The organism is Pseudomonas kulmbachensis (genome assembly GCF_963681935.1).
GTDB lineage: Bacteria > Pseudomonadota > Gammaproteobacteria > Pseudomonadales > Pseudomonadaceae > Aquipseudomonas > Aquipseudomonas kulmbachensis.
On record NZ_OY817088.1, the window covers coordinates 1,036,652 to 1,060,761 of the forward strand.

A 24,110-nucleotide genomic window follows, 5' to 3' on the forward strand; every position below is an offset into this window, starting at 1 on the left:
CTCCGTCATCAATCGTGAAAACCTGTGAAAAGCCTTGTTTTACGGTGCTAAGGCATGATCACTGATGAGGGTTTTCACTTCATCAGTCCAATCCTCGTAATACTTGATTCCGCTTCCACAGCAGTGTCACACGCTCTGTAGGGACCTGTTATCAGCCGCCAGGTATTACGATGCGTATTTACAGCTATCTCTTTCTGTTGATGGGTTGCGTTTGGGGCTTGAGTGCCTCGGCAATCGCTTCGCCAGCCATCAATCCGGGGCCGATGTTCGGCTTTTTGGAGGATGGTAAAAGCGCCGTCCTGAAACGTATTTATAACTCCGGGACCAGCACTGCATTCGTCAAGGTAGTGGTGCAGGAAATCATCTATGACGCTCAGGGCCAGCCTGTCGAGCAGCCGCCAAAAGCGCTCTCAACTGCGCCGTTGGCTGAGCAGGACACATTGCTGGCCAGCCCGGCACGGATGATTATTCCTGCTGATGGCATGCAGTCGACGCGTCTGTTGTTTATGGGCCGTCGGGACCACGAGCGGTATTACCGGGTTCGCTTTATTCCCGTGTTGCCGTCCAGTGCCGACAGTTTTGACCAGAGTCCGGATGATCAGCAGGCCTACAAGAAAGACTTGGCAGCGCAAGTAACCCTGTTGACCGGGTTCGGCACGCTGCTGTTTGTCAGACCGGACAAGGTCACGTTCGATACCCGGCTTAAAGATGACAAGGATACGTACAGCGTTCATAACGCAGGCAATAGTGTTGTAGCGCTGGACTTCGTTAAAAGTTGCCATGCCGATAAAGCCAACGAATGCTCGAATATTATTCAGCACTACGTATTGCCCGGTACAACTTATACCTTCACCAAAGAGCACAACAAGGTCCATAGCTTTGTCCTTCAAGAGGGGACGGCCAAGCGCACGGTTTCATTTACTCGCGTTTGAATTTGAATTGCACATAAATGATGTATCACCCCTGACGATAAACCTGAAAAAGGATGTAAAACATGCACCGTACTTTTATGGCTACTGTTAGTCCGTTGGCCCTCGCTTTGCTTGCCACTCTGGGCGCCACTCACGTATCGGCTGCTGATCCAGTCGATGTACAAATTCAATTGATCGCCAGTATTCCATCGGACAACTTCTATGTCGTGCCCGCAGAAACCGGCTGGATTAGTGTGCCGCAACGTATGGAGTGGACGCCCAATATGGGCACGGGATATGGCCAGTTGAGCACTCTGCGCAAGGCTTTTGATGTCAAAAACAGTTCAGGTGCGATTGCCGCGCGTCTGACCGATGCCGGCGGACCTTATCTGTCGAGTGGCACTGATGTGGTTCCGCTCTACGTTCATATCAATAACAAGGAGCTTACTGCTACAAGCCAGGAATTTATCAACGCCACTGAAGCCGCTGCCGGTAAACGTGTTGACCTGACCATTGCCGCAGCCGATATAGGCCGGGATTATGCTCCGGGTGAATACAGTGCCATCGTCAATATGACCTTCGATGCCGTTGCCCCGGTCACACCTTAAACCGTCTTTAGTATGACCTGAGTTCTAAAACTTGCTTTCCGGGTGGTCGAACAGCGATCGATGTTTTCGGCTGCCTGGAAAGTGTAGTTGTGAGGGTTTTACATAAACGATGTCAGTTTGTCTGGATACCAACTATTGAACTCTGTAATGGGTCGTGCCCTGACTGTTTGCTGTTCGATTATATTATCGACTGGCCTTAACGCTGAGGTTAATTCACCGTCAAAATTAGGTGTGTTAAGTCAGGCAGAGTCTTTGCCTGATGGTTTTCAGGAGCACTTCTTCGATGTGCCTCTGGCCGTGCGCATCGATGTGAATGCCAAGTTGCTTGGCGATGCCCTGGTGATCCTCGGTCGTGATGAGAAAATTCGACTGTTGAGCTTTACCGATACACAAGAAAGCGCATTACCTGAGGCAGAGCGTGCCGAATGGCTGGCTCAGTTGTCCATGCCGACTGCGCTGGGTAGCTGTACCAGCAACTGTGCAAATGGCCTGGTGGCCTTGCATTACAACCTGCAAGACTCTCTATTTTCGATTTTGACCGATAACGCCGAACGTGAAGGTGTTTCTGCGCAATATCACAGCCTCCCTGAAGACGGCAGTGCTGGCCTGATTCTGCACAATCAGTTGAACATTGCCCGAGGTGGTGGCTCCGCAGCCAGCACGGCAGCGCGTTACAACGTTCAGGCCAGCAGCAGCATCGGTAACTGGACACAGGTGGCTTCGGCTGAGCTGGCGCGTACCGGTGAACCCGACTCTCCCACCTATCACTCACTTAACCAGCTCTACGGCCAGCGTGAATTTGCCGGCAATTTTTTCCGTCTGGGGTATTTCACCCCGGATGCGTTAGGGGTTTATCGACGCCCGCGCAATTTTGGCGCCAGCCCCGATACCACCCTCGGTTTCATGTACGGCACCAGCGACAGCCTGGCCGTCAACGACTCAAGCCCCAGCACTTATCCCGTCTATGTCACTCCCAGCCGCCAGGGCCTGGTTGAGGTCTATCGCGACGGTGTTCTGATTTACAGCCAGGCCGTTGCCAGTGGCTTGCAAACACTCGACACCCGGCGCTTGCCCGGCGGTATTTACCCGGTCCAGGTGCGCTTGATCGAGGACGGTCAAGTGACCTCCACAACCGAAGAGGTGATCTACAAACCCAACAATTGGCGCAATGCCGATCAACCCTGGCGCTATAGCGTGTTCGGTGGCAAACGACGCCAGTTGTTCAACAACTGGGGCGATGACATTCAATATGATCAAGGCTTGACCTACGGCGTCCTGGTCAATTACTTGCTGCACCCGCGAGTCATTCTTGGGGTGGACGCCCAGCGTGTGGCGCAAAAAATGCAATTCGGCAGTTCCATCGATTGGAGCCTGTCGGACAGAATCAGTCTCAACAGCAATGTGTATCAAACGGCGGGCTACGGTACCGGAATGGACATTCAGGCCCGTTATCAATACCACGGTGGTAGCGTGATGTTTTCTCACTCGCGCTCCTGGCTTGATACCCGAAACGACCTCGATTATCTGGACACCGTCGCGATTCGCCCGAAAAACCGCTACAACGGCCGAACTCAAAGCACCTCGCTCGCGCTTTCCCAGCGCCTGAGCCTGACCAGCAGCCTGACGGGTAGGGTTAACCACAGCAGCGGCAATACCAACGGCACAGGGGTGGATCTGAGCTGGTTGCGCAGCAGCACGCTGTTTGGCAGTGATGTGAATTGGCAACTGTCGCTGTTTGACCGCCCTTCGAGCATCAGCACCGGGAGCCAGCGTAATCGCGGGATCGACCTGAGCATCAACCTGGCGCTGGGCAAACCGGGTGGCAATCTCACGGCCAGTATCGGCAGCCGAACCTCCCGTGATGGCGAGCGCGAACTCAATGGCTCAGTGGGTTACAACAAGACTCTCGACGGTGCTTTTTTCAAAAGCTACTCGACCAGCCTCACGGCCGACAGTTACGGCGCAGGTTTGAACGGCGCCACGCAATTTGAAACCCTGATGCTCAATGGCGACGCCTATGCTCAGCGTTCATCCTATAACGGCGAGGTCAGCGGTGGTTTGAACCTCAGCAGTACCGTAGCGGTGGGTGGCGGAACAGTGGCTGCCAGCGGTAGTTTTTATGGGGGCGACGGCGCAATGATCGTCGACCTGGATTCGGACATCGACAACCTTGTATTAAGCGCTGATGACTTGGGCGGCAGTTTTGGCGCTGCGCTTAAACCCGGCAGAAATGTAGTGCCGGTGGGCGCTTATAAAAGTGGCACGGTGCACTTCGACTTCACCGGCAATGATGCTCACGCCGCGTCGATACAACCTGCGCAGGCGCGCTACCACCTCAATAAGGGCGGGGTGATGTATCAGAAAGTGCGCGTACTCAAAACCTTGTCCGTGCTTGGGCGCCTTGTTGATCCACAGGGCCGTCCCATGGCGGGCGCACATATTGTTAATCATGCCAGCAGCGGTGTGACTGAGGCCGACGGGTTCTTTGTACTGGAAATGAGCGAATCGTCTCCCAGCCTGCAAATTAATCATCGGGGGCAGCCAGCATGCAGTGTCCTCCTGGAGCCGGGCAAACATAAGCGCGAAAACAATGTGCTGCTGGTGGCCGATATTGTCTGCCATCCCTCTTCGGTGGGCGTTGCGAAAGGGCCGTGAGAGGCCATGTCGCGGCCATGCAGGTGCTACAGGGTGCACAAGGAGCGTGTGATTTATCATTTTGAACTGAGTAATTATTATGCGGATCTCGTTACTTGTTAATGCTCAAGTCTTCACCCGTTACGGGGTGGCACTGATATTGATGTGCTGCGTGTTACCGACGTCAGCCTATGAAAAAACCATTGAGGCGGTCTATACACCGGATCCGAACAACCCAATGAAGAATACATTCGTCCTGCAAACGCCCGCCGAAGGTCATTGCGGGATGCCTTCAACGTGTAGCGGGGCATGGGGCATGCTCTGGCCGGTTATATTTGAATCGCCGACGGGTATTGATCCTGCAGCGAACGCGAACGATCAACGGCAAGGGGCCTATATGAAGATCCCCCTGAGTTGGCGCAGCGTGATGTTGGTCAACACTAAAACAGGCTCGCAGGCAGAGCTGAAAGTTCGGGCAACTGCGATAGGCGGGCGCTACGTTTTAACCAGGCCTGCGGCAGAACTGTCCCCGGGAGGCCCGACGGCGCCCTACCTGGGACACGGGTTGCTCTGGCAAGGAGGCACGTGGCATGAGGTGTCGCCGTGTTATTCGTCGAGGCTGTGGTATTTGGTCAGTACCATCCATGAGTTTTTTTGGGAGTATCGCAGCAAGGACACGTGCACCAAGAAAGCGCTGTACGACATCCCCGGCCCTTTTATTTATGAGCGGGTTCAAACCGCGTTTGAATTTGTAATGCCTAACCCGCTGGATATGGAGCCGGGTGATTATGCTGCCAGCACACTCTATAGCGTGGGGCCGGGTCAGGATTATGACCTCGGTGAACTGATGCTGCCCTCCGATAGCCAACTGGTGCTTGATTTCAAATTTGTCGTGAACAGTGCATTAAGCGTGGACTTCCCGCCCGGTTCTCAGCGGGCCGTGTTGCAACCCAGGGAAGGCTGGCAGGGCTGGCTTAATTCGGGGCGCAAAGCACCAGGGTTGAGTGCGTTTCAGAACTTTAAACTGTCCACCTCCAGCAATTTTAAAATGTACCTGGACTGTCAATACTCGGTCGGCACCGACTGCGCTATTTACGCAGAGTCGGCCACGAAAAATGCTCAGGTGGCGGTGGTAGATACTATGGTGAGTTTTCCAGCCGGTATTACATTAGCGCCCGGTAAGCGTACGGCTATTAAAGTGCCCCTGGCACAGGGTATACACCATGCGGTGAGCTTCGACGTTGAGGGGGTCCAAGTGTCGCGTGGAGCCACCATGAATTATGAAATAAAGCCTGAGGTGACGGAACTCATGGTCGATAACCCCGGCAGTACTTACACGGGGGTGGTGACGATCATATTTGATGTCAATACCTGACATACGATAGAAACATTGTGATTGTTTGATTACAGTGATAGTCAGTGCTTGAGCGTTGTATTTAATAAAACTACTGATGACGGCAGCATGTGCGCGGGTCCCCGCGAACCCTTCACATAATAATTATGTTAATACAGTACCGGTGTCGGGTTGTTGCCCGACTTGACTCGGTCAGCGTGCCGCTTCACTCTGCGCACATTTCCCCTATGTGACGTGTCTGGATAACAATCAGGTCGACGCCCTGTGCACAGCAGGTCAGTTTGTTGAGGGTGCGGTCTGTTTGTTTTAATGTCGAATCATTGAAATTTCCTACTTATACCCTGATTCCAATCACTCGATTGACGGGGATATCGCAAGCGTTGGTTTATTGTGTGTAGGGATCAAGCGGGAGTTGATGCTTAATCAAGGATCAGACGGGTGAGTGAGATATCGCAGCGCTAAATGATTGATGTAGAGTGTTGTTTAACTCGGGAGTTGAACGGGCGGACGCAGGCAGTCCGTCTACTCATTTTATAAGGCTGTAATACTATGGCCCGTTATTTGATAGCTGGCGTAATGTTATTTGATGATGAGTTGTATGAAGTATCCGGTGTCGGTGGCGTTGTTCAGGCCGTGGTGCTGGGAGCCGCAGCCAGTCGTTGTTTCTCGACATTACTTGAGGCCCAGGGCGCCATAGTTACTAAAAAGGAGTTGCTGCATGCGGGGTGGGAGCGTTACGGGCAGCAGGTGTCTGCCAACAGCGTCAACCAATCCATTGCCCAGATCCGCCGCTGTTTATCCACCGTGGGGCATTGCGATTACGTGGTCACGGTGCCGCGCATTGGTTACAAAGTCAGCGATGCTTTATCGATTGAGAAACTGGGTGACGGTACGCAACCTCTGTCGAGTGATGCCCATGGCTGCGGGCGCAATATCACGCCATTGTCGGTGATGCCGGGTGATCAGCCTGGTGTGCCGGCACAGAAAAATTTCAGCAGCAGACGCAAGTATCTATCTCTTGCCGGGTTGCTGTTGTGTAACGCGTTTGTGGCGTTTGGCTGGCATACGTTGACGTTGAGTTCGCCGCTGTCTCCGGCAATCGAATTAACCTACTTACCGGTGCCGGGGGCGTACAACCTGCATTTGTTTTCGGCACCGGGTTTAAACGTAAGCCCTGAACGAATCAATGCCCATATGCTCAAGTTGAAGGAAAAACCGCCTGCATTCACGACCTTGGCGAGTTATGGGTATGTGTATTTGAATGGAGCGCTTAGGGATGACGTTTATGGGTACTTTCTATGCCGGGATCCGATAGAAGTCAGTGTTTCAGGGTGTATTTCCTATTTTATTGTGGAGGGGGCCGAATAATGGCCATCGTAAAGTCGAGTGTGCCGGGGATGATGTTTATCGCACTCATCGCTTTGCCTTGGCTGGTCTCTACGTGGTTCTACTCTGCGGGGCGAGTGGTATGGGAGTGTCATCTGGACTTTGAAATGCTGGTGAGCTCTCCCGATCAAACCGCGGAGCGTACCCTGGGTTCATACAGTCAGTTTTTTTATGGTAACAACCTGGGTTTTTCAAGGATCAGTGGCCGTAAGGTACGCACCTTGAAAAACGGTCAAACCCGAGTGCACAACTTTAATCGTTTTATTGATTTCAAGTATGTGCAAGCGGGTCCTTATTTGAAAAACAAGGTCACTAAAGTAACGCGCAAGCAGGGTGACACGCTTGATGATGATCAGCATCTGGCATTTATGAGCCCGCCAGGTGAGGACGTCTATGTTCAAGTGTTGAAACTGGGCCCCAGCACTTATTCGTTTGGCCGCCTCGGCATGCCACGCCAAATCTGCCAGGGCAGACAAGGGTGGCTGATGCCGCGTTTGCGTTAAGGCTGGAAGGCACCGATAAAGATCGCCGGATCAACCCGTGCGTCGTTCAGGCTGACGTTCCAGTGCATGTGCGGGCCGGTGGCGCGGCCAGTGGAACCGACCTTGCCCACCACATCACCACGGGCCAGTTGCTGGCCAACCTTGGTGTCGATTTTCGACATATGGCAGAACATGCTGATAAAGCCCTGGCCGTGGTCGACAAATACGGTGTTGCCGTTGAAAAAATAGTTGCCGATCAGAATCACTTTGCCCGCCGCCGGGGTTTTGATCGGCGTGCCCGCTGGCACCGCAAAGTCGAGGCCCGCATGGGGGTTGCGCTCTTCGCCGTTAAAGAAGCGGCGTACGCCGAATTTGCTCGACAGCGGTCCGTTGACCGGTTTGTCCAGCAGCAGGTTGCTCGGGTTGTTGGGGCTGAAGGTGCGGTAAGCCTTGATCTGAATCGCCAGCTCGTTGTCGATGCGTTTGATATCCGCCGGGTTGGGATTGACCTGGCGCTGGTTTTTTAGCGTGATGCGCTGTTCGGGGTATTTCTTGTTGCCCACCGTAAAGCCTAGTTCACGGCCGCCGCTGCTGATCTGCTGGGCCCCGGGTTTGACTGTCAGTGGAATGCCGACAATCGCCCGCCAGGTATCCTGTTCTTTGATCACCAGCACAGGCTTGCCGTCGTACGTGGCCTTGGGCGCTTGCGCGCCGGTGCCCAGCTCAATTACGGCTACGCCGCCAGGCACCGGTTTGTTCAATAAACGAGTGATGTAGCTGTCAGCAGCGTGCGCATTGAGGGTCAGGCACAGTAACAAGACGGCAGAGAGAAAACGCGGCATCAGTTAATCCAGTAAAGAGAGGGTGACGGGCGTGAGGTGATTGTCCTCAACGCGGACTTGCAGCTCGCCTTCGCCCAGTTTGGCCTTCAAACGCTGACCGTTATGGGTCTGCCCGGCGCTGCGAATGGCGTTGCCGCGTTCATCCAACAAGATGCTGTAACCGCGGCCAAGAGTCGCCAGCGGGCTGACCACATGCAGGGTTTGCATCTGACTTTGCAGTTGTAGGCGCCGTGCTTTCAGCCCTTCGCGCATGGCCCGGGGCAAGCGCTCGGCGAGGCTGTCCAGGCGCTGGCGCAGCATGCTCAGCTGGCGGCCCGGATGCTGCGCCGCGAGGCGGGTTTCGAGGCGGATCAGACGTTCGCGGCGGGTATTGAGGCTGCGTTCGAAAGCGCGGCGCATGCGCATGTCCAGATCATCTAGGCGTTGGGCTTGCTGGCGCAGGCGTTCGCCGGGGTGACGCAAGCGACGGGCCAGGCCGTCGAGGCGCAGTCGGTCGCGCATCAAGCGGTCGCGAATGCGCATCACCAGACGTCGGTGCAGGCTGTCGATACGCCGTTGCAGATCGCTGGAGTCCGGTGCCAGCAACTCTGCGGCCGCAGACGGCGTTGGCGCCCGTACGTCAGCCACGAAGTCGGCAATGGAGACATCGGTTTCGTGACCTACAGCACTGACGATTGGCGTCACACAGGCATCAATGGCGCGGGCCACGGCTTCTTCGTTAAAGCACCACAGGTCTTCCAGCGAGCCGCCACCGCGGGCCAGAATCAGTGCGTCGAAGCCGCGTGCATCGGCCAGCTTCAAGGCGCGGACAATCTGCGCCGTCGCTTCTCGGCCTTGTACGGCGGTGGGGATCAGGGTCAGTTCGACTTGCGGGGCCCTGCGGCGAAACACGCTGATGATGTCGCGAATCACCGCGCCCGTTGGCGAACTGATAATTCCGATGCGTTGCGGGTGAGCGGGCAGGGCGACTTTGCGTTCGGGGCTGAACAGGCCTTCGGCGCTGAGTTTTTCTTTCAGCGCATCGAACGCCAGGCGCAGCGCACCATCGCCTGCGGGCTCTACAGTGTCGAGGATCAGTTGGTAGTCGCCACGCCCTTCAAACAACGACACCTTGCCGCGAACCTTGACCGCCAGGCCGTCTTTCAAGGCCTGGCGCACCCGCGCAGCGCTATTGCGGAACAGTGCGCAGCGCACCTGGGCGCCACTGTCCTTGAGGGTGAAATACACATGGCCAGAGGCCGGGCGGGCGAGGTTGGATATTTCGCCTTCAACCCAGATGTTGCTGAACACGTCTTCGAGCAACACCCGCGCCCGGCCATTGAGCTGGCTGACGGTCAGGACTTCTCGGTCGAGGTTGAGTCTTGCAAAGGGGTCTTTAATCATGGGCCTCATCATAAGGGCGGATTGTTATCACTGCACCTGTCTGATAGAAGTCTGCGCACTAAAAACAGGGAAGCTGAGCAATGGATTTGCCTTTTAGCGGTAGTGAATGGGTGTTGCTGGAGCTGGCCATTGCGCTGGCGTATATCGTGTTTGGCGTGGCCGGGTTTGGTACGGCACTGGTCGCAGGTCCGCTGCTGATCCTGTGTCTGCCCTTGTCGAAAATCATCCCTTTGCTGGTGCTGCTGGATTTTGTCGCAGCATTTGGCAACTGGTTGCCTTCGCGCCGCGATGTTGCACGGCCTGAGTTGCTGCGTTTATTACCGTGCATGGCCATAGGTTGTGTCATCGGTGTGGTGTTTTTACTTAACCTCAAGTCCGACCTGTTATTGCTGTTGATGGGGATTTTTATCACCGCTTATGCCTTGTACAGCCTGGCGGTGAAGGTCAAGCCGACGCAGGTCGCTGCCGGCTGGGCCATCCCCACCGGCATCACGGGCGGGTTGTTTGGCGCCCTGTTCGGCAGCGGTGGGTTTCTGTATGCGCTGTATCTGAATGCACGCTTACCGAAGGATGCGGCTCGGGCCACCCAAAGTGCGCTGATCAGTTGCAGCACTGTGGTGCGCTTGAGCTTGTTTGTGATTGCCGGGGTGTATGCCGATGGCGCGTTGCTGTTACTCGCTGCCTGTCTGTTGCCGGCGATGGCTTTGGGGTTGTGGATTGGCCGACGGTTGACCCGCAAATTGTCCCGTGAGGCTTTTGTGCGGCTGGTAACGTGGTTGGTACTGGCCAGTGGAATTGCGCTGATTGCGCGATACCTGAGCGCTTGACCTCAGAAGTTGAGGCTTTAAGCTCCCACAGACAGCAGGTTTTCATCTCCCAACATGTGCCGTACCCATGAATTCGCAGAGCATCATCGTCCCTAAAATTTCCACCTTGCCGGTTCATGAGCCGCGCGCCCGAGCCATCGTGCGCTGGCTGGTACGCAAGAACATCATTGAACAAGAATTGACTACTTGCGGGCGCACTGGCAACGGTATGGCTTACGCCATCGCAGCGGGCGCCCGAGAGGTGGTATTGCACCCCGAGGCGTTGCCATTTGGTCAGCCGGTCAATGGTCTCGAGATCATCACCAAACGCTGTATCTACACCCCGTCCAAGGGCTTTCTTGAAGAGGCTGGCTGTGCCGAGTGCCGCAAGGAAGTGGGCGAGGCGCTGTTCGACAGCCTTGAAGACTGGATGCCGGGCCGCACCGACAACTTCATCTGCCCGCTGTGCGCTCATGAAGACGACATCAATGGTTTCCTGTTTTTGCAGCCTTGTGCGTTTTCCAATCTGGGCTTTATTTTCAATAACTGGGCCGAGGCGGGTTTCAAGCAAAGCTTCCTTGACGAGTTCGCCGATTGGCTCGATCAGCCGGTGGCGTGGGTGAAGGTGGAGCTGTAAACCTGTAGATGCTCTGTTCCTGTGGGAGCGAGCCTGCTCGCGAATGATCTTCGCGAGCAGGCTCGCTCCCACGGTTGAAGTATCTGGGCGGTTCCTGCCCTGCGGGTCAATAAATCATGGCCCTTAGCGCAAAACTCTCTAAAGGTTTACGTTGAGAGACGCAGGTGTTTTGAGTACAATGGCGCGCTTCCATTTTCCCGCTCGGGAGCCCCAGCGATGCTGCGTATCAGCCAAGAAGCACTCACATTCGATGACATCCTTCTCGTCCCCGGTTATTCCGAGGTTCTCCCGAACGAAGTCAGTCTAAAGACTCGTTTGACCCGTGGCATTGAACTGAATATTCCTCTGGTTTCCGCCGCAATGGACACCGTAACTGAAGCCCGTCTGGCAATTGCCATGGCTCAGGAAGGCGGTATCGGCATCATCCACAAGAACATGACCATCGAGCAGCAAGCTCATGAAGTTCGCAAGGTCAAGCGTTTCGAAGCAGGCGTGGTTAAAGAGCCAATCACCATCGAGGCTGATGCCACGGTACGTGAACTGCTTGAACTGACCCGCCAGCACAACATCTCCGGCGTTCCTGTACTGCACAATGGCGACCTGGTCGGCATCGTGACGTCCCGTGACGTGCGCTTTGAAAACCGTCTGGAAGCTACCGTCCGTGATGTGATGACGCCTAAAGAGCGTCTGGTCACGGTCAAGGAAGGCGCCGACAAGGACGAAGCCCGCGAGTTGTTGCACAAGCACCGCATCGAGCGCGTGCTGATCGTCGACGACAAGTTTGTCCTCAAAGGCATGATGACCGTCAACGACATCGAAAAAGCCAAGGCTTACCCGCTGGCCAGCAAGGACGACCAAGGTCGTCTGCGCGTAGGCGCTGCGGTCGGTACTGGCAAAGATACTGCTGATCGCGTTGCTGCCCTCGTGGCTGCAGGCGTTGACGTGGTGGTTGTCGACACCGCTCACGGTCACTCCAAAGGTGTGATCGACCGCGTTCGTTGGGTCAAGCAGAACTTCCCAGAAGTTCAGGTGATCGGCGGCAACATCGCCACTGGCGCTGCTGCCCTGGCCCTGGCTGAAGCCGGCGCTGACGCAGTCAAGGTCGGTATCGGCCCAGGCTCGATCTGCACCACCCGTATCGTTGCCGGTGTTGGCGTTCCGCAAATCAGCGCGATTGCCAATGTTGCCGCTGCCCTCGAAGGCACTGGCGTACCGTTGATCGCTGATGGCGGCATCCGTTTTTCGGGTGACCTGTCCAAGGCCATCGTTGCCGGTGCATCCTGCGTGATGATGGGTTCGATGTTCGCCGGTACTGAAGAAGCACCGGGCGAGATCGAGCTGTACCAGGGCCGTTCGTACAAGGCCTACCGCGGCATGGGTTCGCTGGGTGCGATGTCGCAATCCCAGGGTTCCTCCGACCGTTACTTCCAGGACTCCTCCGCGGGTGCCGAGAAGCTGGTGCCGGAAGGCATCGAAGGTCGCGTGGCGTACAAAGGCTCGTTGACCGCCATCGTGCACCAACTGATGGGCGGTCTGCGCTCTTCGATGGGTTACACCGGCTGTGCCGACATCGAGCAAATGCGTACCAAGCCTGAGTTCGTGCGTATCACTGGCGCCGGTATGGCTGAATCCCACGTCCACGACGTGCAGATCACCAAGGAAGCTCCAAACTATCGCGTAAGTTGATAGTGATCGCACCCAGGCCAAAACCCGGGTGCGATACGAATTTAATCACCGGGGCTGTTTGATTCAGCCCCGTGTCGTTTCTGAAATTAATCGAGATTTTGTCATGGCCCTCGACATTCACGCTCACCGCATCCTGATTCTGGACTTCGGTTCCCAGTACACCCAGCTGATCGCCCGCCGCGTGCGCGAAATCGGCGTTTACTGCGAACTGCACCCGTTCGATATGGATGACGCAGCGATCCGCGAATTCGCCCCTAAAGGCATCATCCTCGCCGGTGGCCCGGAATCCGTGCACGAAGCTGGCAGCCCGCGCGCGCCACAAGCTGTATTTGACCTGGGCGTACCGGTTTTCGGTATCTGCTACGGCATGCAGACCATGGCTGAACAGCTGGGTGGCAAGGTTGAAGGTTCCGAGCTGCGTGAGTTCGGTTACGCCCGTGTAGACGTAGTCGGCAAAAGCCGCCTGCTGGACGGCATCGAAGACCATATCGACGCGGACGGCCTGTTTGGTCTCGACGTGTGGATGAGCCACGGTGACAAAGTCACCAAAATGCCATCCGACTTCCACGTTCTGGCCAGCACTCCAAGCTGCCCGATCGCTGGCATGTTCAGCGACGAGCGCGGCTACTACGGCGTGCAGTTCCACCCGGAAGTGACCCATACCAAGCAGGGCGGTCGCATTCTGTCGCGCTTTATCCTCGATATCTGCGGCTGTGAAGCCTTGTGGACGCCGTCGAAAATCGCTGAAGACGCAATTGCCAACATCCGCGCTCAGGTCGGCACCGACAACGTATTGCTGGGTCTGTCCGGCGGCGTTGACTCCTCGGTAGTTGCGGCTTTGCTGCACAAGGCTATCGGCGATCAGTTGACCTGCGTATTCGTGGACAACGGCCTGCTGCGCCTGCACGAAGGTGAGCAAGTGATGGCCATGTTCGCCGAGAACATGGGTGTCAAAGTGATCCGCGCCAACGCTGCCGAACAGTTCCTGGGCAACCTGGCTGGCGAAAGCGATCCGGAGAAGAAGCGCAAGATTATCGGTCGCACCTTCATCGACGTGTTCGATGCCGAATCCTGCAAGCTGGACAACATCAAGTACCTGGCCCAGGGCACCATCTACCCGGACGTTATCGAGTCGGCTGGCGCCAAAAGCGGCAAGGCTCACGTCATCAAGTCGCACCACAACGTGGGCGGCCTGCCGGACGAGATGAACCTCAAGCTGGTTGAGCCACTGCGTGAGCTGTTCAAGGACGAAGTCCGTCGTCTGGGTCTGGAACTGGGCCTGCCGTACGACATGGTCTACCGTCACCCGTTCCCGGGCCCGGGCCTGGGTGTGCGCATCCTGGGTGAAGTGAAGAAGGAATACGCCGACATCCTGCGTCGTGCTGACCACATCTTCATTGAAGAGCTGCGTAAGGCCGACTGGTATCACAAAGTCAGCCAGGCATTCGTGGTGTTCCAGCCGGTCAAATCGGTTGGCGTTGTAGGCGATGGCCGTCGTTACGCTTGGGTTGTTGCCCTGCGTGCCGTAGAAACCATCGACTTCATGACCGCACGTTGGGCGCACCTGCCTTACGAGCTGCTTGAAACCGTGAGCGGCCGGATCATCAACGAAATCGAAGGCATCTCCCGCGTAACGTATGACGTGTCGAGCAAGCCGCCGGCAACGATTGAGTGGGAATGATTGGACGTCCGGCACTGACCGGCACCAACTAGCAAGAAACACCCTGAAGCCCGCGTAATTGCGGGCTTTTGGTTTTTTGGGTCTGGCAAGTTCTGGCAGCTTTGTGCATCGCCAAGCACCGTGTTTATGTGGCATGGTACGGGGCATTGACTGAGCCAAATGCCATGCTCGGTGTTCGATACCATGTCGCCTTTGTGGGTAAGGGCATGGTATCAAGACTCATAATCCACCCGGTTTTATTGGGTTTTCTCGCGGTTTTGGGTGTGTTTCTGAGCATGGTATTTTTTGAACGGAATTCGCGAGCCTCATGCTGACCGATACCAAGCTACGTAATCTCAAACCGAAAGAAAAACTCTACAAAGTGAACGACCGTGATGGACTTTACGTAGCTGTCACGGCTGCGGGCGCAATCTCGTTTCGCTACAACTACTCCATCAATGGACGACAGGAGACGATCACGTTTGGTCGCTATGGTGTAGGTGGAATCACGCTTGCAGAAGCGCGAGAGCGGCTTGGTGAAGCCAAAAAGATGGTTGCGGCTGGCAAGTCACCTGCCAAGGAGAAAGCCCGTGACAAGGCACGTAGCAAGGGAGCAGAAACGTTTGATGCCTGGGCCGAGAAATGGCTTCGCGGGTATCAGATGGCTGACTCGACCCGTGATATGCGGCGCTCTGTTTATGAGCGTGAGCTGAAACCGAAGTTTGGTAATCAGAAGCTGGTGGAAATCAACCATGAGGACCTGCGAGCGCTGACCGATGCAATCGTGGAGCGAGGTGCTCCAGCAACGGCGGTGCACTCCCGTGAGATCGTAATGCAGGTTTTCCGATGGGCGATTGAGCGTGGCCAGAAGGTCGAGAACCCGGCCGATCTGGTACGTTCTGCGAGCATCGCTAAATTTGAGCCTCGTGACCGCGCTTTGGGTCCAGACGAAATCGCGTTGATGTACCAGTACTTGGACCGTATCGGCACCGCCTCCTCCGTGAGAGCGGCGGCTAAACTGCTGTTGCTCACCATGGTTCGAAAAAGTGAGCTGACCAACGCCACCTGGGATGAGATCAATTTTAGTGAAGCCCTGTGGACCATTCCGAAAGAGCGGATGAAGCGACGCAACCCCCATTTGGTGTTCTTGTCTCGGCAGGTGCTGGATTTCTTCATCGCGTTGAAGACGTTTGCCGGTGGTTCAGAATACGTCTTTCCTTCCCGGTACGATTCTGATCTGCCAATGAGTACCGCAACCATCAATCAGGTACTGACGCTGAGCTATCGGCTCGCGCAGAAAGAAGGGAAGCCGCTGAGTAAGTTCGGACCGCATGATTTGAGACGGACAGCTAGCACGCTGCTGCACGAGGCGGGCTACAACTCAGACTGGATTGAGAAATGTCTTGCACACGAGCAGAAGGGTGTTAGGGCTGTCTATAACAAGGCCGAGTATCGAGAGCAGCGTACTGCGATGTTACAGGACTGGGCCGATATGATTGATGAGTGGACAGCCAATCGGCCCCGTTCGGGCGACGGTTACAGATAATCAAGTTAGAGCTTCGGTCGTTTTTATCTCATTGCCTGTTTTCGCCCCCGTCGCTTGATGGCGGCAGAAACTGCTTGGCGTGATACGCCAAGTTGGCGGGCGATTTCCGCTTGATTCGTAATGCCTTGGTTTAACAAATCATCCATTGAGCTTGTTGGTGACTTGAGTGCCTGGAGCTGGTTATAGGCATTTTTCCTGACTTCTGCCCATGTCTCGATATCCCACCTAGGGAGGACGGCAGCTCCTTGGGACCAGATTTTTTCAATTAAATCCTCATACTCTAGTGTGAACCTCCGGTCGCGCTGGTAAGCGCGGCGAGCTTCATCGCTACGCCGCGGATTGTGAACTTCACAGTAGAGTTTACTCGGTCTCGCTGCGCCCTCGGGATGGGCCGGTAGGGCTGAAGGCCGCAGTAATTCGCCGTGGCGTGCCCAAGTAGAAACCAGCATTCGGCGCTCCACATGCTCACGGAATGCTGCGACCGAAAAGTCCCCGCGCAACTCCTGCATGTCGCAGTATCTCCCCAGCATGCGCGGGGGTTCGTACTTGCCGAACTCTCCCTTCAATGCTCGTTCATAGCGAGCCACCAAGGTATCGGTTTTTTTCCGGGCTTCTGTACGAATAGATTCTGTTAGCGGCACTGCTTTGATATTTCCGCGTTTTAGACGCTTGAAGACCTTTGGCGCCGCCATGCTGATCGCATATTCGGTAGATCGCCAGCATAGCTCGCAGAAGCACCACTCGTAGTGGTTGCTCAACTTCGCACGGATGCGATCAGACGATGTATCGCTTTCTCTAACCAGCACTTTCAGAAGCGGATCGTATGTGCTCGACGCTTTTTCATATTTTCCCATCGCCCGATGATAGCTCTGGATGACAACTAAATTCTAACTTTTTTGCGTCCTGATTCTGGCGTTAGAAGGCATTGTCAAGCATCTGATAACTCTGAAGGAAAGTGACCTCATGGAGAACAAGCCAAAGAGTAAGACGCTCATCAACCGCAAGAAATTGCACGCGATGATCCCGCTTGCTGAGCGCACCATCTACAACATGGAGCAGCGGGGCGAGTTCCCGCGCCGTATCGCACTAACCAGTCGGAACGTTGCGTGGGATCTGACTGAAATCGAAGAATGGATTGACGCGCGCAAATCGTCGGGCACTCACGCTATTCGCCCAGGAATGGGGGTTTAGCCGTGGCGAGTGATGTACTGGCGGTGTCCGGGAATGAACCGCTTGTGCTGAGTTTTATGCTGCCGGTTGTAGATGGATCTGAACTTGATTGCGGGATGAGCTGTTGGCATGCATCGCGTCATATGCTGGGCCAATCCCTTGACTAGCGGCGGCCATGGGCAACTTCTAGTTGGCAGTCTGTTGTCACGGATCGAAGAAAATCACGCCGCGTACCGCAAGAAGCTGGAGGCCGCAGCACTTCCGGGCGAGTCGATTAGGGAAATAGAGGAGCGACTGCGTACCGAAGAAAAAAAGAGGCCTCCACGCCAGGATCTGCCAACGCCAAGGTCGCCAGTTGCAGCTAAAAAGGCGATACCTTGCCCGCGTGAACACGAAAGGCAGGCTGATTCCGTTGTACCTTCGCGGTACGAAGTAAGCGCCCGCGATAGCCGCAGCATGATGGATGTGGCTGTGTTCCGAATATCCAAGCAGAAAAAACGGGCGGGAGAAATCAGCCGCTACAACCTTTCAGACGGTTACGTCGAGGTCACAGCTGGCCCATATGGCATGGCGTCAATTTGGGATTATGACATCGTGCTAATGCTGATTTCTTATCTAACAGAGGCTATGAATCGCTACCGAGAAGGGAAGGGTGAGAAGCCGTGTCGTGTGTTCAAATCGCACGTGTCTGACATTTTGAAATTCTGCCGGAAGGGCGACGGAAGCCGCCAATTTAAAGAAGTAGAGGGTGCTCTAGATCGCCTCAAAGGTACGACTATCAAAAGCGTGCGGGAAAGCTCCCCACGAAACGGTAAGCGCAGCATGCGGGAGGTAGAGTCCGAGGGATTGATTAGCCACTATCGCGTAATTTCGCGTACTGACACCGGCAAGGTGGCCAGTGTCGAGATTGAGGCACCTAACTGGATATATCGGGAAGTCACTTCGGGGGCAAAGCCGGACATTCTGACAGTGCACCCTGATTATTTCCTGATCGAATCGGGAATAGGGCGTTTTGTCTACCGATTGGCGCGCCGTGCCGCAGGTAAAGACGATGCAAAGTGGGCATTTAAAACTCTATATGCGCGTAGCGGCAGCACCGGGACGCTCAAAAAGTTCTCGGAGAACCTGCGCAAGGTCATCGCAACAGATGATTTACCCGAGTACGGCTTGGTGGAAGAAGTTGGCCTGAGTGGGCCGCAGCTTGTAATGATGCGTCGATCAGATAAGAAAATACTGAAATAAGGTCCCTAAGGAAGGTCTGAAGTAAGCAGCCGTTTTTAACGGTCTCGCTGTCTGAGGTGCAAAAAACACCGACTTAATCGAAAAACAGACCTTTCCTCCTGTCAGTTCACTATTTTTTGCGGAAGAGCACCTTTTCAGGGCTCATTGTCCACATCACAGGCGCACCTCGCCTGCATTCAATAGTCGTTTTCGCATCATCCAAAGGTTCGATAAGGCAAACAGTGTGGTCTGCTGCGCGGTGTTTTTCACCAAGCCTCGGAAGCGGACTTTCGTATAACCAAACTGGCGCTTTATTACCCGGAAGGGATGCTCAACCTTGGCCCGGACTTGGGCTTTCGCGTATTCGATTTTGCGGCGCATGCGACCGATCAGGCTCTTTTTTGCATGCTTCTTATAGCTGCTGGGTCGCGCTGCGATCGACCAGATCATCTGGCGATGTTGATGCTCCGCACGCTTCTCCACGCCGGTGTAACCGGCATCGCCAGAGACGTAAATTTCCTCGCCATGCAGCAACTGATCGACCTGAGTCACGTCCGCCACATTCGCCGCCGTACCCACTACGCTATGCACCAGACCGGATTCAGCATCGACACCGATGTGCGATTTCATCCCGAAATAGTACTGATTTCCTTTCTTTGTCTGGTGCATTTCGGGGTCGCGTTTACCGTCCTTGTTCTTGGTCGAACTGGGCGCATGAATGATCGTCGCATCGACCACAGTTCCTTGACGTAGCAGCAAACCTCGGTCGCCCAAATAGCCGTTGATGACCTGCAAAATCCCACCGGCCAGCTCATGTTTTTCCAACAGCCGGCGGAAGTTGAGGATAGTGGTTTCATCCGGAATCCGATCCAAATGCAGCCCGGCAAACTGGCGCAGAATCGTGGTTTCGTAGAGGGACTCTTCCATCGCCGGGTCGCTGTAGCCGAACCAGTTTTGCATCAGATGAACCCGCAGTATGGCCATCAACGGATACGCCGGACGACCGCCTTCACCCTTCGGATAATGCGGCTCGATCAACGTAATCAGGCCTTTCCAGGGCACGACCTGATCCATCTCAATCAGGAAACGCTCACGGCGGGTCTGCTTACGTTTGCCTGCGTACTCGGCATCAGCGAAAGACATTTGCTTCATCGGGGCTCAACCGTTCAGTTCGTGGGACAGGCGTATTTCACCAGACTTGGAAGTCTTTTTCAGAGTTTCCCTAATAGACGGTACTCCAGAACACTAAAGGCCCGGAGATGGCCATTTTTCCGTTTGAATGTGTACTCCTGTGGATAGACCGTCTATTGGGGGCCATTCACCGTCCATTAGGGGCTGATCCACCGTCTATTAGGGGGCGCATCACCGTCTATCAGGGACTGCATATTGTTGTAAGTGATTGAAATCAATGGGTAATAAAACCGTTTTTCTTCCTAAATCTTTATTTAAATCTATTAAATCTCTTAAAGCCTATTTTGCTTTGGCAGTGTCCGTCCTCTAAGCACCTGCCCTCTCTGATATGAAAAAGCGTTCCCTACGCTCACAAACTGTTGCTTGAGATCGACTGCGGCCGTCGTAGCGCACATCCATATCATCGAACCAGATTCCGGCAGGTCTGCCACCAGACAGATCGTAGAGAGCAACGACGGACACCAAAAAGAGAGCATGTGAGCGATTTCAGGTAATTTGGCAGCCAAGCAGCCAGCACCGACTATTACGTAACACACTGGACGAGCTCTCGATCTATTCAGTGATTTCATTGGCAATGCAAGGGCGCACTTTCTGGCTCGGGCTTCGCACAAGATGGTCTAGAGAGTCTTGGTGGTGTGTAATAGACGGGAATAAAAAGCCCCGCAAAGCGGGGCATGTCATCAATGCTTGGATTCGTTGAGCCTCTGCTGTTCAGCAAGCAGGTCCAGCCGGATTTCGTCGAGGTGCTTGCGTTGACGTCTGGAACCAAAGAATGGCAACAGATGAAGATCGCCCAAGTCGGAAAATGTCTTTATCCCCACAGGTACCATCCCCAGTTGCACCTCCGCGTGTAGGCGGATGTAACGTCCGTCAAGCGTATCTAGTAAAGGGCCATGCCCTTTGGCTCGCAGAAGTCGTCCAAGCGCCCAGAAACCTACACCAAGAACGAAGAAGCTACCCAGCATGAAAAAGCCAAACAGAATGTCTGCAATCATGATTGTTCACCCGGTGATTGAGTCTTAGGCGACGGAGCCGCTTCTTTGGTGCCGCTTTCAGTTTCTGCAGCTGTGGCCAAGTCAGCTCCATGTATTACGTTTGCAGGCTCCCTTCCTTCTCCGTTGTCCACGTTGTCACCACCTGAGTTAGGAACAGCTTGTGGAGTACCGGCGCCCAGCGAAATTCCTGCGGTCCCCTCCATACCGGGCACAGACATAGCGGCCATGAGTCCAACTGCTCGGGTTGCGGCTGATGCCACGTTATGGGCAGACAACCCTCCACCATTGTCTTGCGCACCTCCTGCGTACTGCTGAGAGGCTTGCAAGGTCGATTGCAAACTACTGCCGCCCTGATCCTCTTGTGGATTCGTCTGCGGCTGCGCGGCGGCTTTGCCCTTGGAATCGTCGCCGTTGCCTAGCGCAGCTTTCGCCGCCTTTTTGGCTGCCTGCTGCACGCCTTGGCTTGGCTGCGTCAGTGGGCTGCCGCCGCTAGGGCCACTAGAGGCGCTACCGCCGATTTTAGCTCCGGCTGATTTAGCGGCAGAACTACCGCCAGTGCTGGACCCGAGGCCCGAGCTAATAGCGCCAGTGCTGGCTGTGCCACCACCACCGGCAAAGCTGGAGTTGATTGCGCTGGCCAGACCTCCGGTGCCAATACCCCCGGGCGCGGCCGCTACACTTGCGCCACTACCACTACCACTCGCACCGATTGCCCTGGCCGCTGCCGGAGCTAATGCGCCTGCCGTGGCAATGGTAGCCGCCGCGGCTGCTGCACCAGCTACACCAGCCGCGGCCATGCCGCCAATCGCACCGCCGCCACCCGAAGAAACGCCGCTAATCATGCCCGCGATCAGTTCGGGAATGGTCTTGGTCAGGTAGGCGCATACCAGCGATAACCCCACCAAGGTCATCAGAGAGGCTTCGTCATTGGTATAAGCAACCTGCCACTTCTTCGCGACAGTCAGAATCAAGCCGACTATCAACGTCACCATAAATAGCTTGGCACCCACGGAAACTGCGTAGCGAATAACAGCCATCGTGTATTCCCGTGTCCACTGCGATGCGCCGAAAGCCATGAATAGAACAGAGGCGTTGATAACGACATAAGCCTCGACCAATGTCACAAAAATGAATGCCGCGATGAAAGCAAAAGCCATCAGAACGAGGATGGCAGCCAAGGCAACGACGATACTCTGCGAAGGGTTGAAAACGCTCATTCCGGTCAGGATGGCACGAGAAAACTCGACCGCCGTCGCAAACATATCTCCTGGCATTAGCTCAGGGCTTGGCAAGCCTGCTGCATGTGCCCCAGCTTGTCGGAAACTGTTCACAACCGCGCTTGCCCACTCCGTTGAGTGATCGAGCAGTATCAGGAAAAAACCGATGACCATGATGAAGCGGATTAGCTCGCCAACTAGCTCGCCGAAGTCGACTTGTTTGAATACCATCGGGAAGAATGTCCACACAAACTGGATGAGTGCCAGACTCCAAAATAGGTTCACCGCATAGCCATGAAGGCGAGGGGCCCATTCGTTAGAAGCCTCAAGAATCATGTCCAGCAAGCCCTGCATTGAGGTGTCGCTTTGGGCTAGATCGACTCCTGCAGCTGCACTCCCTGCAAGCAGCATTAGAAATAGTCCGCTGCAGCCAGCAATCATAGGTACGCGCATGTCAGTACCCCTTGGCGCCACCGCGACTGTTCGGGCGCTCATTGAATTGTTTGTCGGCGGCATGAGACTGGTTGATCTTTTCGGTAACCACTATGCGGTCATTAGAGATGGAACATATGATGCCGACCAGAGCTGCCCCTCCAAGTCCAGATGCTACACACAGCACAATAAGAAGCCATTTAGAGAACTTCATAGTCAGTACCCCTTCGCGCCGCCGCGAGTATTTGGGCGCTTGTTGAATTGCTCGGAGGCGGCGTCGCCGACCGACTGACGCGCGGTTTCTTGGGCTATGTAATTGCCCTGCAGGGTAATTTGAGTCGCCACCAAGTCGCGCAGTTTCTGAAGCTGCTGCACGTTTGAAGCGGCAATCTCGTTCCCAGCTTGGATGGCCTGCATCCGACCCGATGATGACTGCGAACGGTTCACCAGTTGTTCCAAGTGTGCATCTTCCGTCTCAAATGTGCTGGTATTCATGCCTGCTGCCTGCATAGCTCTTTTTGCGTTATCAAAGCCTTGCGCCGACCATTTTTCGTAGCGATCCGGCATTACGTCAGTCGCCTTACTGCTCGACTGGAGAAATTTCTGCAAATACGCCTCATACCCGGGAAACTGCGTATTGAATTGCGAATCGAGATTCGCCACATTGCGGCCTAATGACTGCGCCCTGTTGTAGATGCTTGTTACACGCTGCATGTCTTGGGTGATCCGGCCAAACATGCTGTTTGGCAACGGAGTCCCCTGCGTGACCATATTGTTGTATTGCTGAACTTGTGTCGAAAGCTGCTCTGCAGTGTTCAACGCCGTATTGACTGCTTCTGCGTACTCGAACATCTGTTGATAGAATGTAGAGCAGTTTGTGCAGTAGATAGCAAAGGCGTTCTGCCATGTAAAAAGCAAAGTAAAAACTGTTATTAATAATCTCCATCCATTTATCATTTTTGTCTCCAATGCGAGCCTGTCATGATAAATGAACGCGATTGCTTGCAATAGCGAGCGACGTAACGTGTGAACTGCACATATCCAAAGCTAAATCGATCAGCGTATTCGGTGTAGAGCCGAGTAAGGGGGTGGCCGAGCAGTATTTTCGTTTCTAACTCCTTCCTGATCGAGAAGAACTCAGCACGGCCAGCTCTTCTTTTGATAGGCTTTAGACTATTACTTTGCATCGACTTTCTCCGTTTGTTCCTATTGGTTTTAGCACGGATAAAAGCCTAGGGAAACATACAATAACTGCGCAGCTAAAATTAATGAAATTTAGCGTGATTGTATGCAGCTCAAGGAAGTTTAAGGCAACTCTAGGCAATTCAATGCGACTGTATGCGATTTAGCGAAATTCAAAGCGATTGATGAGTTTTTAGTTTTAAATCGCATTAAATCGCTTACAACAGTATGGCAAGATGTGTGTTGTACGGGTACGGGCAAGCCCGAACCCATCCAACACCGCCCCTTATTCGCCTGCGGCTCAACGGTATCTTGCTCTGCGAGGCCCGCCGCCGCTGCCTCGTCTAAGAGCGAAAAGCAACAACAGGAGCAGAAGCAATGACAGAGGACACCAAAGGAAAAGCCCAGCCTCGACGGCGCGGAAAGCCGATAGAGGTGTGGGTTACAGATGAGGAAAAGGCGACCATCAGTGAGCGTGCCGAAGAGGCTGGTATGTCCCGCTCCGGTTACCTCCGAGCATTGGGTCTGAATACACCCATTCGCTCGGTCGTCGATCTGAAAGCGGTGGCTGATCTTTGCAGAATTAACGGCGACTTGGGGCGGGTTGCCGGTTTGTTGAAGCTGTGGCTTTTGGAGAAAAACGGGCAGGGAGCAAGCTCGGTCGAGATCGAGCGGATGATGGTCGAGTTTCGAGAGCTGCAGGCGGGTGTTCGGGAAAAGATGAGCGCTGTCGTTTTTGTTAGAAAAGCGTAGGGCTTGACGCCGAA

At 54.7% G+C, this 24,110-nt stretch carries 22 protein-coding genes; 14 read left to right on the forward strand and 8 right to left on the reverse strand.

The features are described 5' to 3' along the window. The first annotated feature begins 170 nt into the window (after positions 1-170). The 6 genes from U5A05_RS04965 (at position 171) to U5A05_RS04990 (ending at position 7,396) form a co-directional block, all read left to right on the forward strand. The gene (locus U5A05_RS04965) at positions 171-932 is read left to right on the forward strand and encodes a hypothetical protein (protein WP_261741069.1); all 762 of its coding nucleotides are present in this window, start codon (positions 171-173) and stop codon (positions 930-932) included. 62 nt (positions 933-994) lie between these two features. Continuing rightward, positions 995-1,519 carry a fimbrial protein gene (locus tag U5A05_RS04970; protein WP_261741070.1) on the forward strand — a complete coding sequence of 175 codons (525 nt, stop codon included), beginning with the start codon at positions 995-997 and terminating at the stop codon, positions 1,517-1,519. Between the two features lie 147 nt (positions 1,520-1,666). Next, positions 1,667-4,174: a TcfC E-set like domain-containing protein gene (locus U5A05_RS04975; protein WP_395246865.1), complete on the forward strand. Its 2,508-nt coding sequence runs from the start codon at positions 1,667-1,669 to the stop codon at positions 4,172-4,174. A 79-nt stretch (positions 4,175-4,253) separates the two neighbouring features. After that, a complete protein-coding gene (locus tag U5A05_RS04980; RefSeq protein ID WP_321835872.1) occupies positions 4,254-5,528 on the forward strand; it encodes a hypothetical protein in 1,275 nt (424 codons plus the stop codon). A gap of 528 nt (positions 5,529-6,056) precedes the next feature. Further along, positions 6,057-6,875 (forward strand): transcriptional regulator, encoded by an 819-nt coding sequence (locus U5A05_RS04985; protein WP_261741073.1) that lies wholly within the window; start codon positions 6,057-6,059, stop codon positions 6,873-6,875. Further along, positions 6,875-7,396 (forward strand): hypothetical protein, encoded by a 522-nt coding sequence (locus U5A05_RS04990; protein WP_321835873.1) that lies wholly within the window; start codon positions 6,875-6,877, stop codon positions 7,394-7,396. The genes U5A05_RS04985 and U5A05_RS04990 overlap by 1 nt, the downstream gene beginning before the upstream one ends. Here U5A05_RS04990 and U5A05_RS04995 read toward each other — a convergent pair. Beyond that, positions 7,393-8,217 (reverse strand): M23 family metallopeptidase, encoded by an 825-nt coding sequence (locus U5A05_RS04995; protein ID WP_261741075.1) that lies wholly within the window; start codon positions 8,215-8,217, stop codon positions 7,393-7,395. The two genes, U5A05_RS04990 and U5A05_RS04995, sit on opposite strands and share 4 nt — an antisense overlap. 3 nt (positions 8,218-8,220) lie before the next feature. Further along, positions 8,221-9,600, reverse strand: coding sequence for an exodeoxyribonuclease VII large subunit (xseA, locus tag U5A05_RS05000; protein ID WP_321835874.1), 1,380 nt, complete (start codon positions 9,598-9,600; stop codon positions 8,221-8,223). A gap of 80 nt (positions 9,601-9,680) precedes the next feature. Here xseA and U5A05_RS05005 point away from each other — a divergent pair, with 80 nt between their 5' ends. The 5 genes from U5A05_RS05005 (at position 9,681) to U5A05_RS05025 (ending at position 15,935) form a co-directional block, all read left to right on the forward strand. Next, positions 9,681-10,427 carry a sulfite exporter TauE/SafE family protein gene (locus U5A05_RS05005; protein WP_261741077.1) on the forward strand — a complete coding sequence of 249 codons (747 nt, stop codon included), beginning with the start codon at positions 9,681-9,683 and terminating at the stop codon, positions 10,425-10,427. Between the two features lie 67 nt (positions 10,428-10,494). Further along, positions 10,495-11,043, forward strand: coding sequence for a sugar ABC transporter ATPase (locus U5A05_RS05010; protein WP_261741078.1), 549 nt, complete (start codon positions 10,495-10,497; stop codon positions 11,041-11,043). A gap of 216 nt (positions 11,044-11,259) precedes the next feature. Next, positions 11,260-12,729 carry an IMP dehydrogenase gene (gene guaB / locus U5A05_RS05015; RefSeq protein ID WP_261741079.1) on the forward strand — a complete coding sequence of 490 codons (1,470 nt, stop codon included), beginning with the start codon at positions 11,260-11,262 and terminating at the stop codon, positions 12,727-12,729. Between the two features lie 103 nt (positions 12,730-12,832). Further along, entirely contained in the window at positions 12,833-14,410 is a 1,578-nt protein-coding gene (guaA, locus tag U5A05_RS05020) for a glutamine-hydrolyzing GMP synthase (protein WP_048359089.1), read from the forward strand. A gap of 307 nt (positions 14,411-14,717) precedes the next feature. Then, positions 14,718-15,935, forward strand: a complete 1,218-nt coding sequence (locus U5A05_RS05025; protein ID WP_003443327.1) for a tyrosine-type recombinase/integrase — start codon at positions 14,718-14,720, stop codon at positions 15,933-15,935. Positions 15,936-15,958: 23 nt separating this feature from the next. Here the strand turns inward: U5A05_RS05025 and U5A05_RS05030 are convergent, their stop codons facing one another. Continuing rightward, positions 15,959-16,789 (reverse strand): helix-turn-helix domain-containing protein, encoded by an 831-nt coding sequence (locus U5A05_RS05030; RefSeq protein WP_003443326.1) that lies wholly within the window; start codon positions 16,787-16,789, stop codon positions 15,959-15,961. Positions 16,790-16,898: 109 nt separating this feature from the next. On the opposite strand from U5A05_RS05030, the gene U5A05_RS05035 reads away from it, so the two are divergent. Both U5A05_RS05035 and U5A05_RS05040 read left to right on the forward strand, forming a co-directional pair. After that, entirely contained in the window at positions 16,899-17,126 is a 228-nt protein-coding gene (locus tag U5A05_RS05035) for a helix-turn-helix transcriptional regulator (protein WP_003443325.1), read from the forward strand. A 108-nt stretch (positions 17,127-17,234) separates the two neighbouring features. Then, complete coding sequence (locus tag U5A05_RS05040) at positions 17,235-18,347, forward strand: replication initiator protein A (protein ID WP_003443324.1); 1,113 nt, start codon at positions 17,235-17,237, stop codon at positions 18,345-18,347. Between the two features lie 153 nt (positions 18,348-18,500). On the opposite strand, the gene U5A05_RS05045 is transcribed toward U5A05_RS05040, so the two are convergent. The 5 genes from U5A05_RS05045 to U5A05_RS24245 form a co-directional block, all read right to left on the reverse strand. After that, a complete protein-coding gene (locus tag U5A05_RS05045; protein ID WP_106117532.1) occupies positions 18,501-19,478 on the reverse strand; it encodes an IS5 family transposase in 978 nt (325 codons plus the stop codon). A gap of 719 nt (positions 19,479-20,197) precedes the next feature. Beyond that, positions 20,198-20,512, reverse strand: coding sequence for a hypothetical protein (locus U5A05_RS05050; RefSeq protein WP_047282256.1), 315 nt, complete (start codon positions 20,510-20,512; stop codon positions 20,198-20,200). After that, a complete protein-coding gene (gene trbL, locus U5A05_RS05055) occupies positions 20,509-22,182 on the reverse strand; it encodes a P-type conjugative transfer protein TrbL (protein ID WP_003443313.1) in 1,674 nt (557 codons plus the stop codon). The genes U5A05_RS05050 and trbL overlap by 4 nt, the downstream gene beginning before the upstream one ends. 195 nt (positions 22,183-22,377) lie before the next feature. Beyond that, entirely contained in the window at positions 22,378-23,118 is a 741-nt protein-coding gene (gene trbJ / locus U5A05_RS05060; protein WP_003443308.1) for a P-type conjugative transfer protein TrbJ, read from the reverse strand. Beyond that, positions 23,115-23,348 (reverse strand): TraK family protein, encoded by a 234-nt coding sequence (locus U5A05_RS24245; RefSeq protein ID WP_003443306.1) that lies wholly within the window; start codon positions 23,346-23,348, stop codon positions 23,115-23,117. Before U5A05_RS24245 ends, trbJ begins: the two co-directional genes overlap by 4 nt. Before the next feature lie 373 nt (positions 23,349-23,721). On the opposite strand from U5A05_RS24245, the gene U5A05_RS05065 reads away from it, so the two are divergent. Then, positions 23,722-24,096, forward strand: coding sequence for a plasmid mobilization protein (locus U5A05_RS05065; RefSeq protein ID WP_095036014.1), 375 nt, complete (start codon positions 23,722-23,724; stop codon positions 24,094-24,096). The last annotated feature ends 14 nt before the right edge of the window (positions 24,097-24,110 follow it).

Coding starts and splice junctions, on each gene's coding strand:
- trbJ (WP_003443308.1), bottom strand. CDS start 23,118: ATGATAAATGGATGGAGATTATTAATAACAGTTTTTACTTTGCTTTTT.
- U5A05_RS05040 (WP_003443324.1), top strand. CDS start 17,235: ATGCATCGCGTCATATGCTGGGCCAATCCCTTGACTAGCGGCGGCCAT.
- U5A05_RS05010 (WP_261741078.1), top strand. CDS start 10,495: ATGAATTCGCAGAGCATCATCGTCCCTAAAATTTCCACCTTGCCGGTT.
- U5A05_RS04985 (WP_261741073.1), top strand. CDS start 6,057: ATGGCCCGTTATTTGATAGCTGGCGTAATGTTATTTGATGATGAGTTG.
- U5A05_RS04990 (WP_321835873.1), top strand. CDS start 6,875: ATGGCCATCGTAAAGTCGAGTGTGCCGGGGATGATGTTTATCGCACTC.
- trbL (WP_003443313.1), bottom strand. CDS start 22,182: ATGCGCGTACCTATGATTGCTGGCTGCAGCGGACTATTTCTAATGCTG.
- guaA (WP_048359089.1), top strand. CDS start 12,833: ATGGCCCTCGACATTCACGCTCACCGCATCCTGATTCTGGACTTCGGT.
- U5A05_RS05065 (WP_095036014.1), top strand. CDS start 23,722: ATGACAGAGGACACCAAAGGAAAAGCCCAGCCTCGACGGCGCGGAAAG.
- U5A05_RS04995 (WP_261741075.1), bottom strand. CDS start 8,217: ATGCCGCGTTTTCTCTCTGCCGTCTTGTTACTGTGCCTGACCCTCAAT.
- U5A05_RS04980 (WP_321835872.1), top strand. CDS start 4,254: ATGCGGATCTCGTTACTTGTTAATGCTCAAGTCTTCACCCGTTACGGG.
- U5A05_RS05030 (WP_003443326.1), bottom strand. CDS start 16,789: ATGGGAAAATATGAAAAAGCGTCGAGCACATACGATCCGCTTCTGAAA.
- U5A05_RS05005 (WP_261741077.1), top strand. CDS start 9,681: ATGGATTTGCCTTTTAGCGGTAGTGAATGGGTGTTGCTGGAGCTGGCC.
- U5A05_RS05025 (WP_003443327.1), top strand. CDS start 14,718: ATGCTGACCGATACCAAGCTACGTAATCTCAAACCGAAAGAAAAACTC.
- U5A05_RS24245 (WP_003443306.1), bottom strand. CDS start 23,348: ATGCAAAGTAATAGTCTAAAGCCTATCAAAAGAAGAGCTGGCCGTGCT.
- U5A05_RS05050 (WP_047282256.1), bottom strand. CDS start 20,512: ATGATTGCAGACATTCTGTTTGGCTTTTTCATGCTGGGTAGCTTCTTC.
- U5A05_RS04965 (WP_261741069.1), top strand. CDS start 171: ATGCGTATTTACAGCTATCTCTTTCTGTTGATGGGTTGCGTTTGGGGC.
- U5A05_RS04970 (WP_261741070.1), top strand. CDS start 995: ATGCACCGTACTTTTATGGCTACTGTTAGTCCGTTGGCCCTCGCTTTG.
- guaB (WP_261741079.1), top strand. CDS start 11,260: ATGCTGCGTATCAGCCAAGAAGCACTCACATTCGATGACATCCTTCTC.
- U5A05_RS04975 (WP_395246865.1), top strand. CDS start 1,667: ATGGGTCGTGCCCTGACTGTTTGCTGTTCGATTATATTATCGACTGGC.
- xseA (WP_321835874.1), bottom strand. CDS start 9,600: ATGATTAAAGACCCCTTTGCAAGACTCAACCTCGACCGAGAAGTCCTG.
- U5A05_RS05035 (WP_003443325.1), top strand. CDS start 16,899: ATGGAGAACAAGCCAAAGAGTAAGACGCTCATCAACCGCAAGAAATTG.
- U5A05_RS05045 (WP_106117532.1), bottom strand. CDS start 19,478: ATGAAGCAAATGTCTTTCGCTGATGCCGAGTACGCAGGCAAACGTAAG.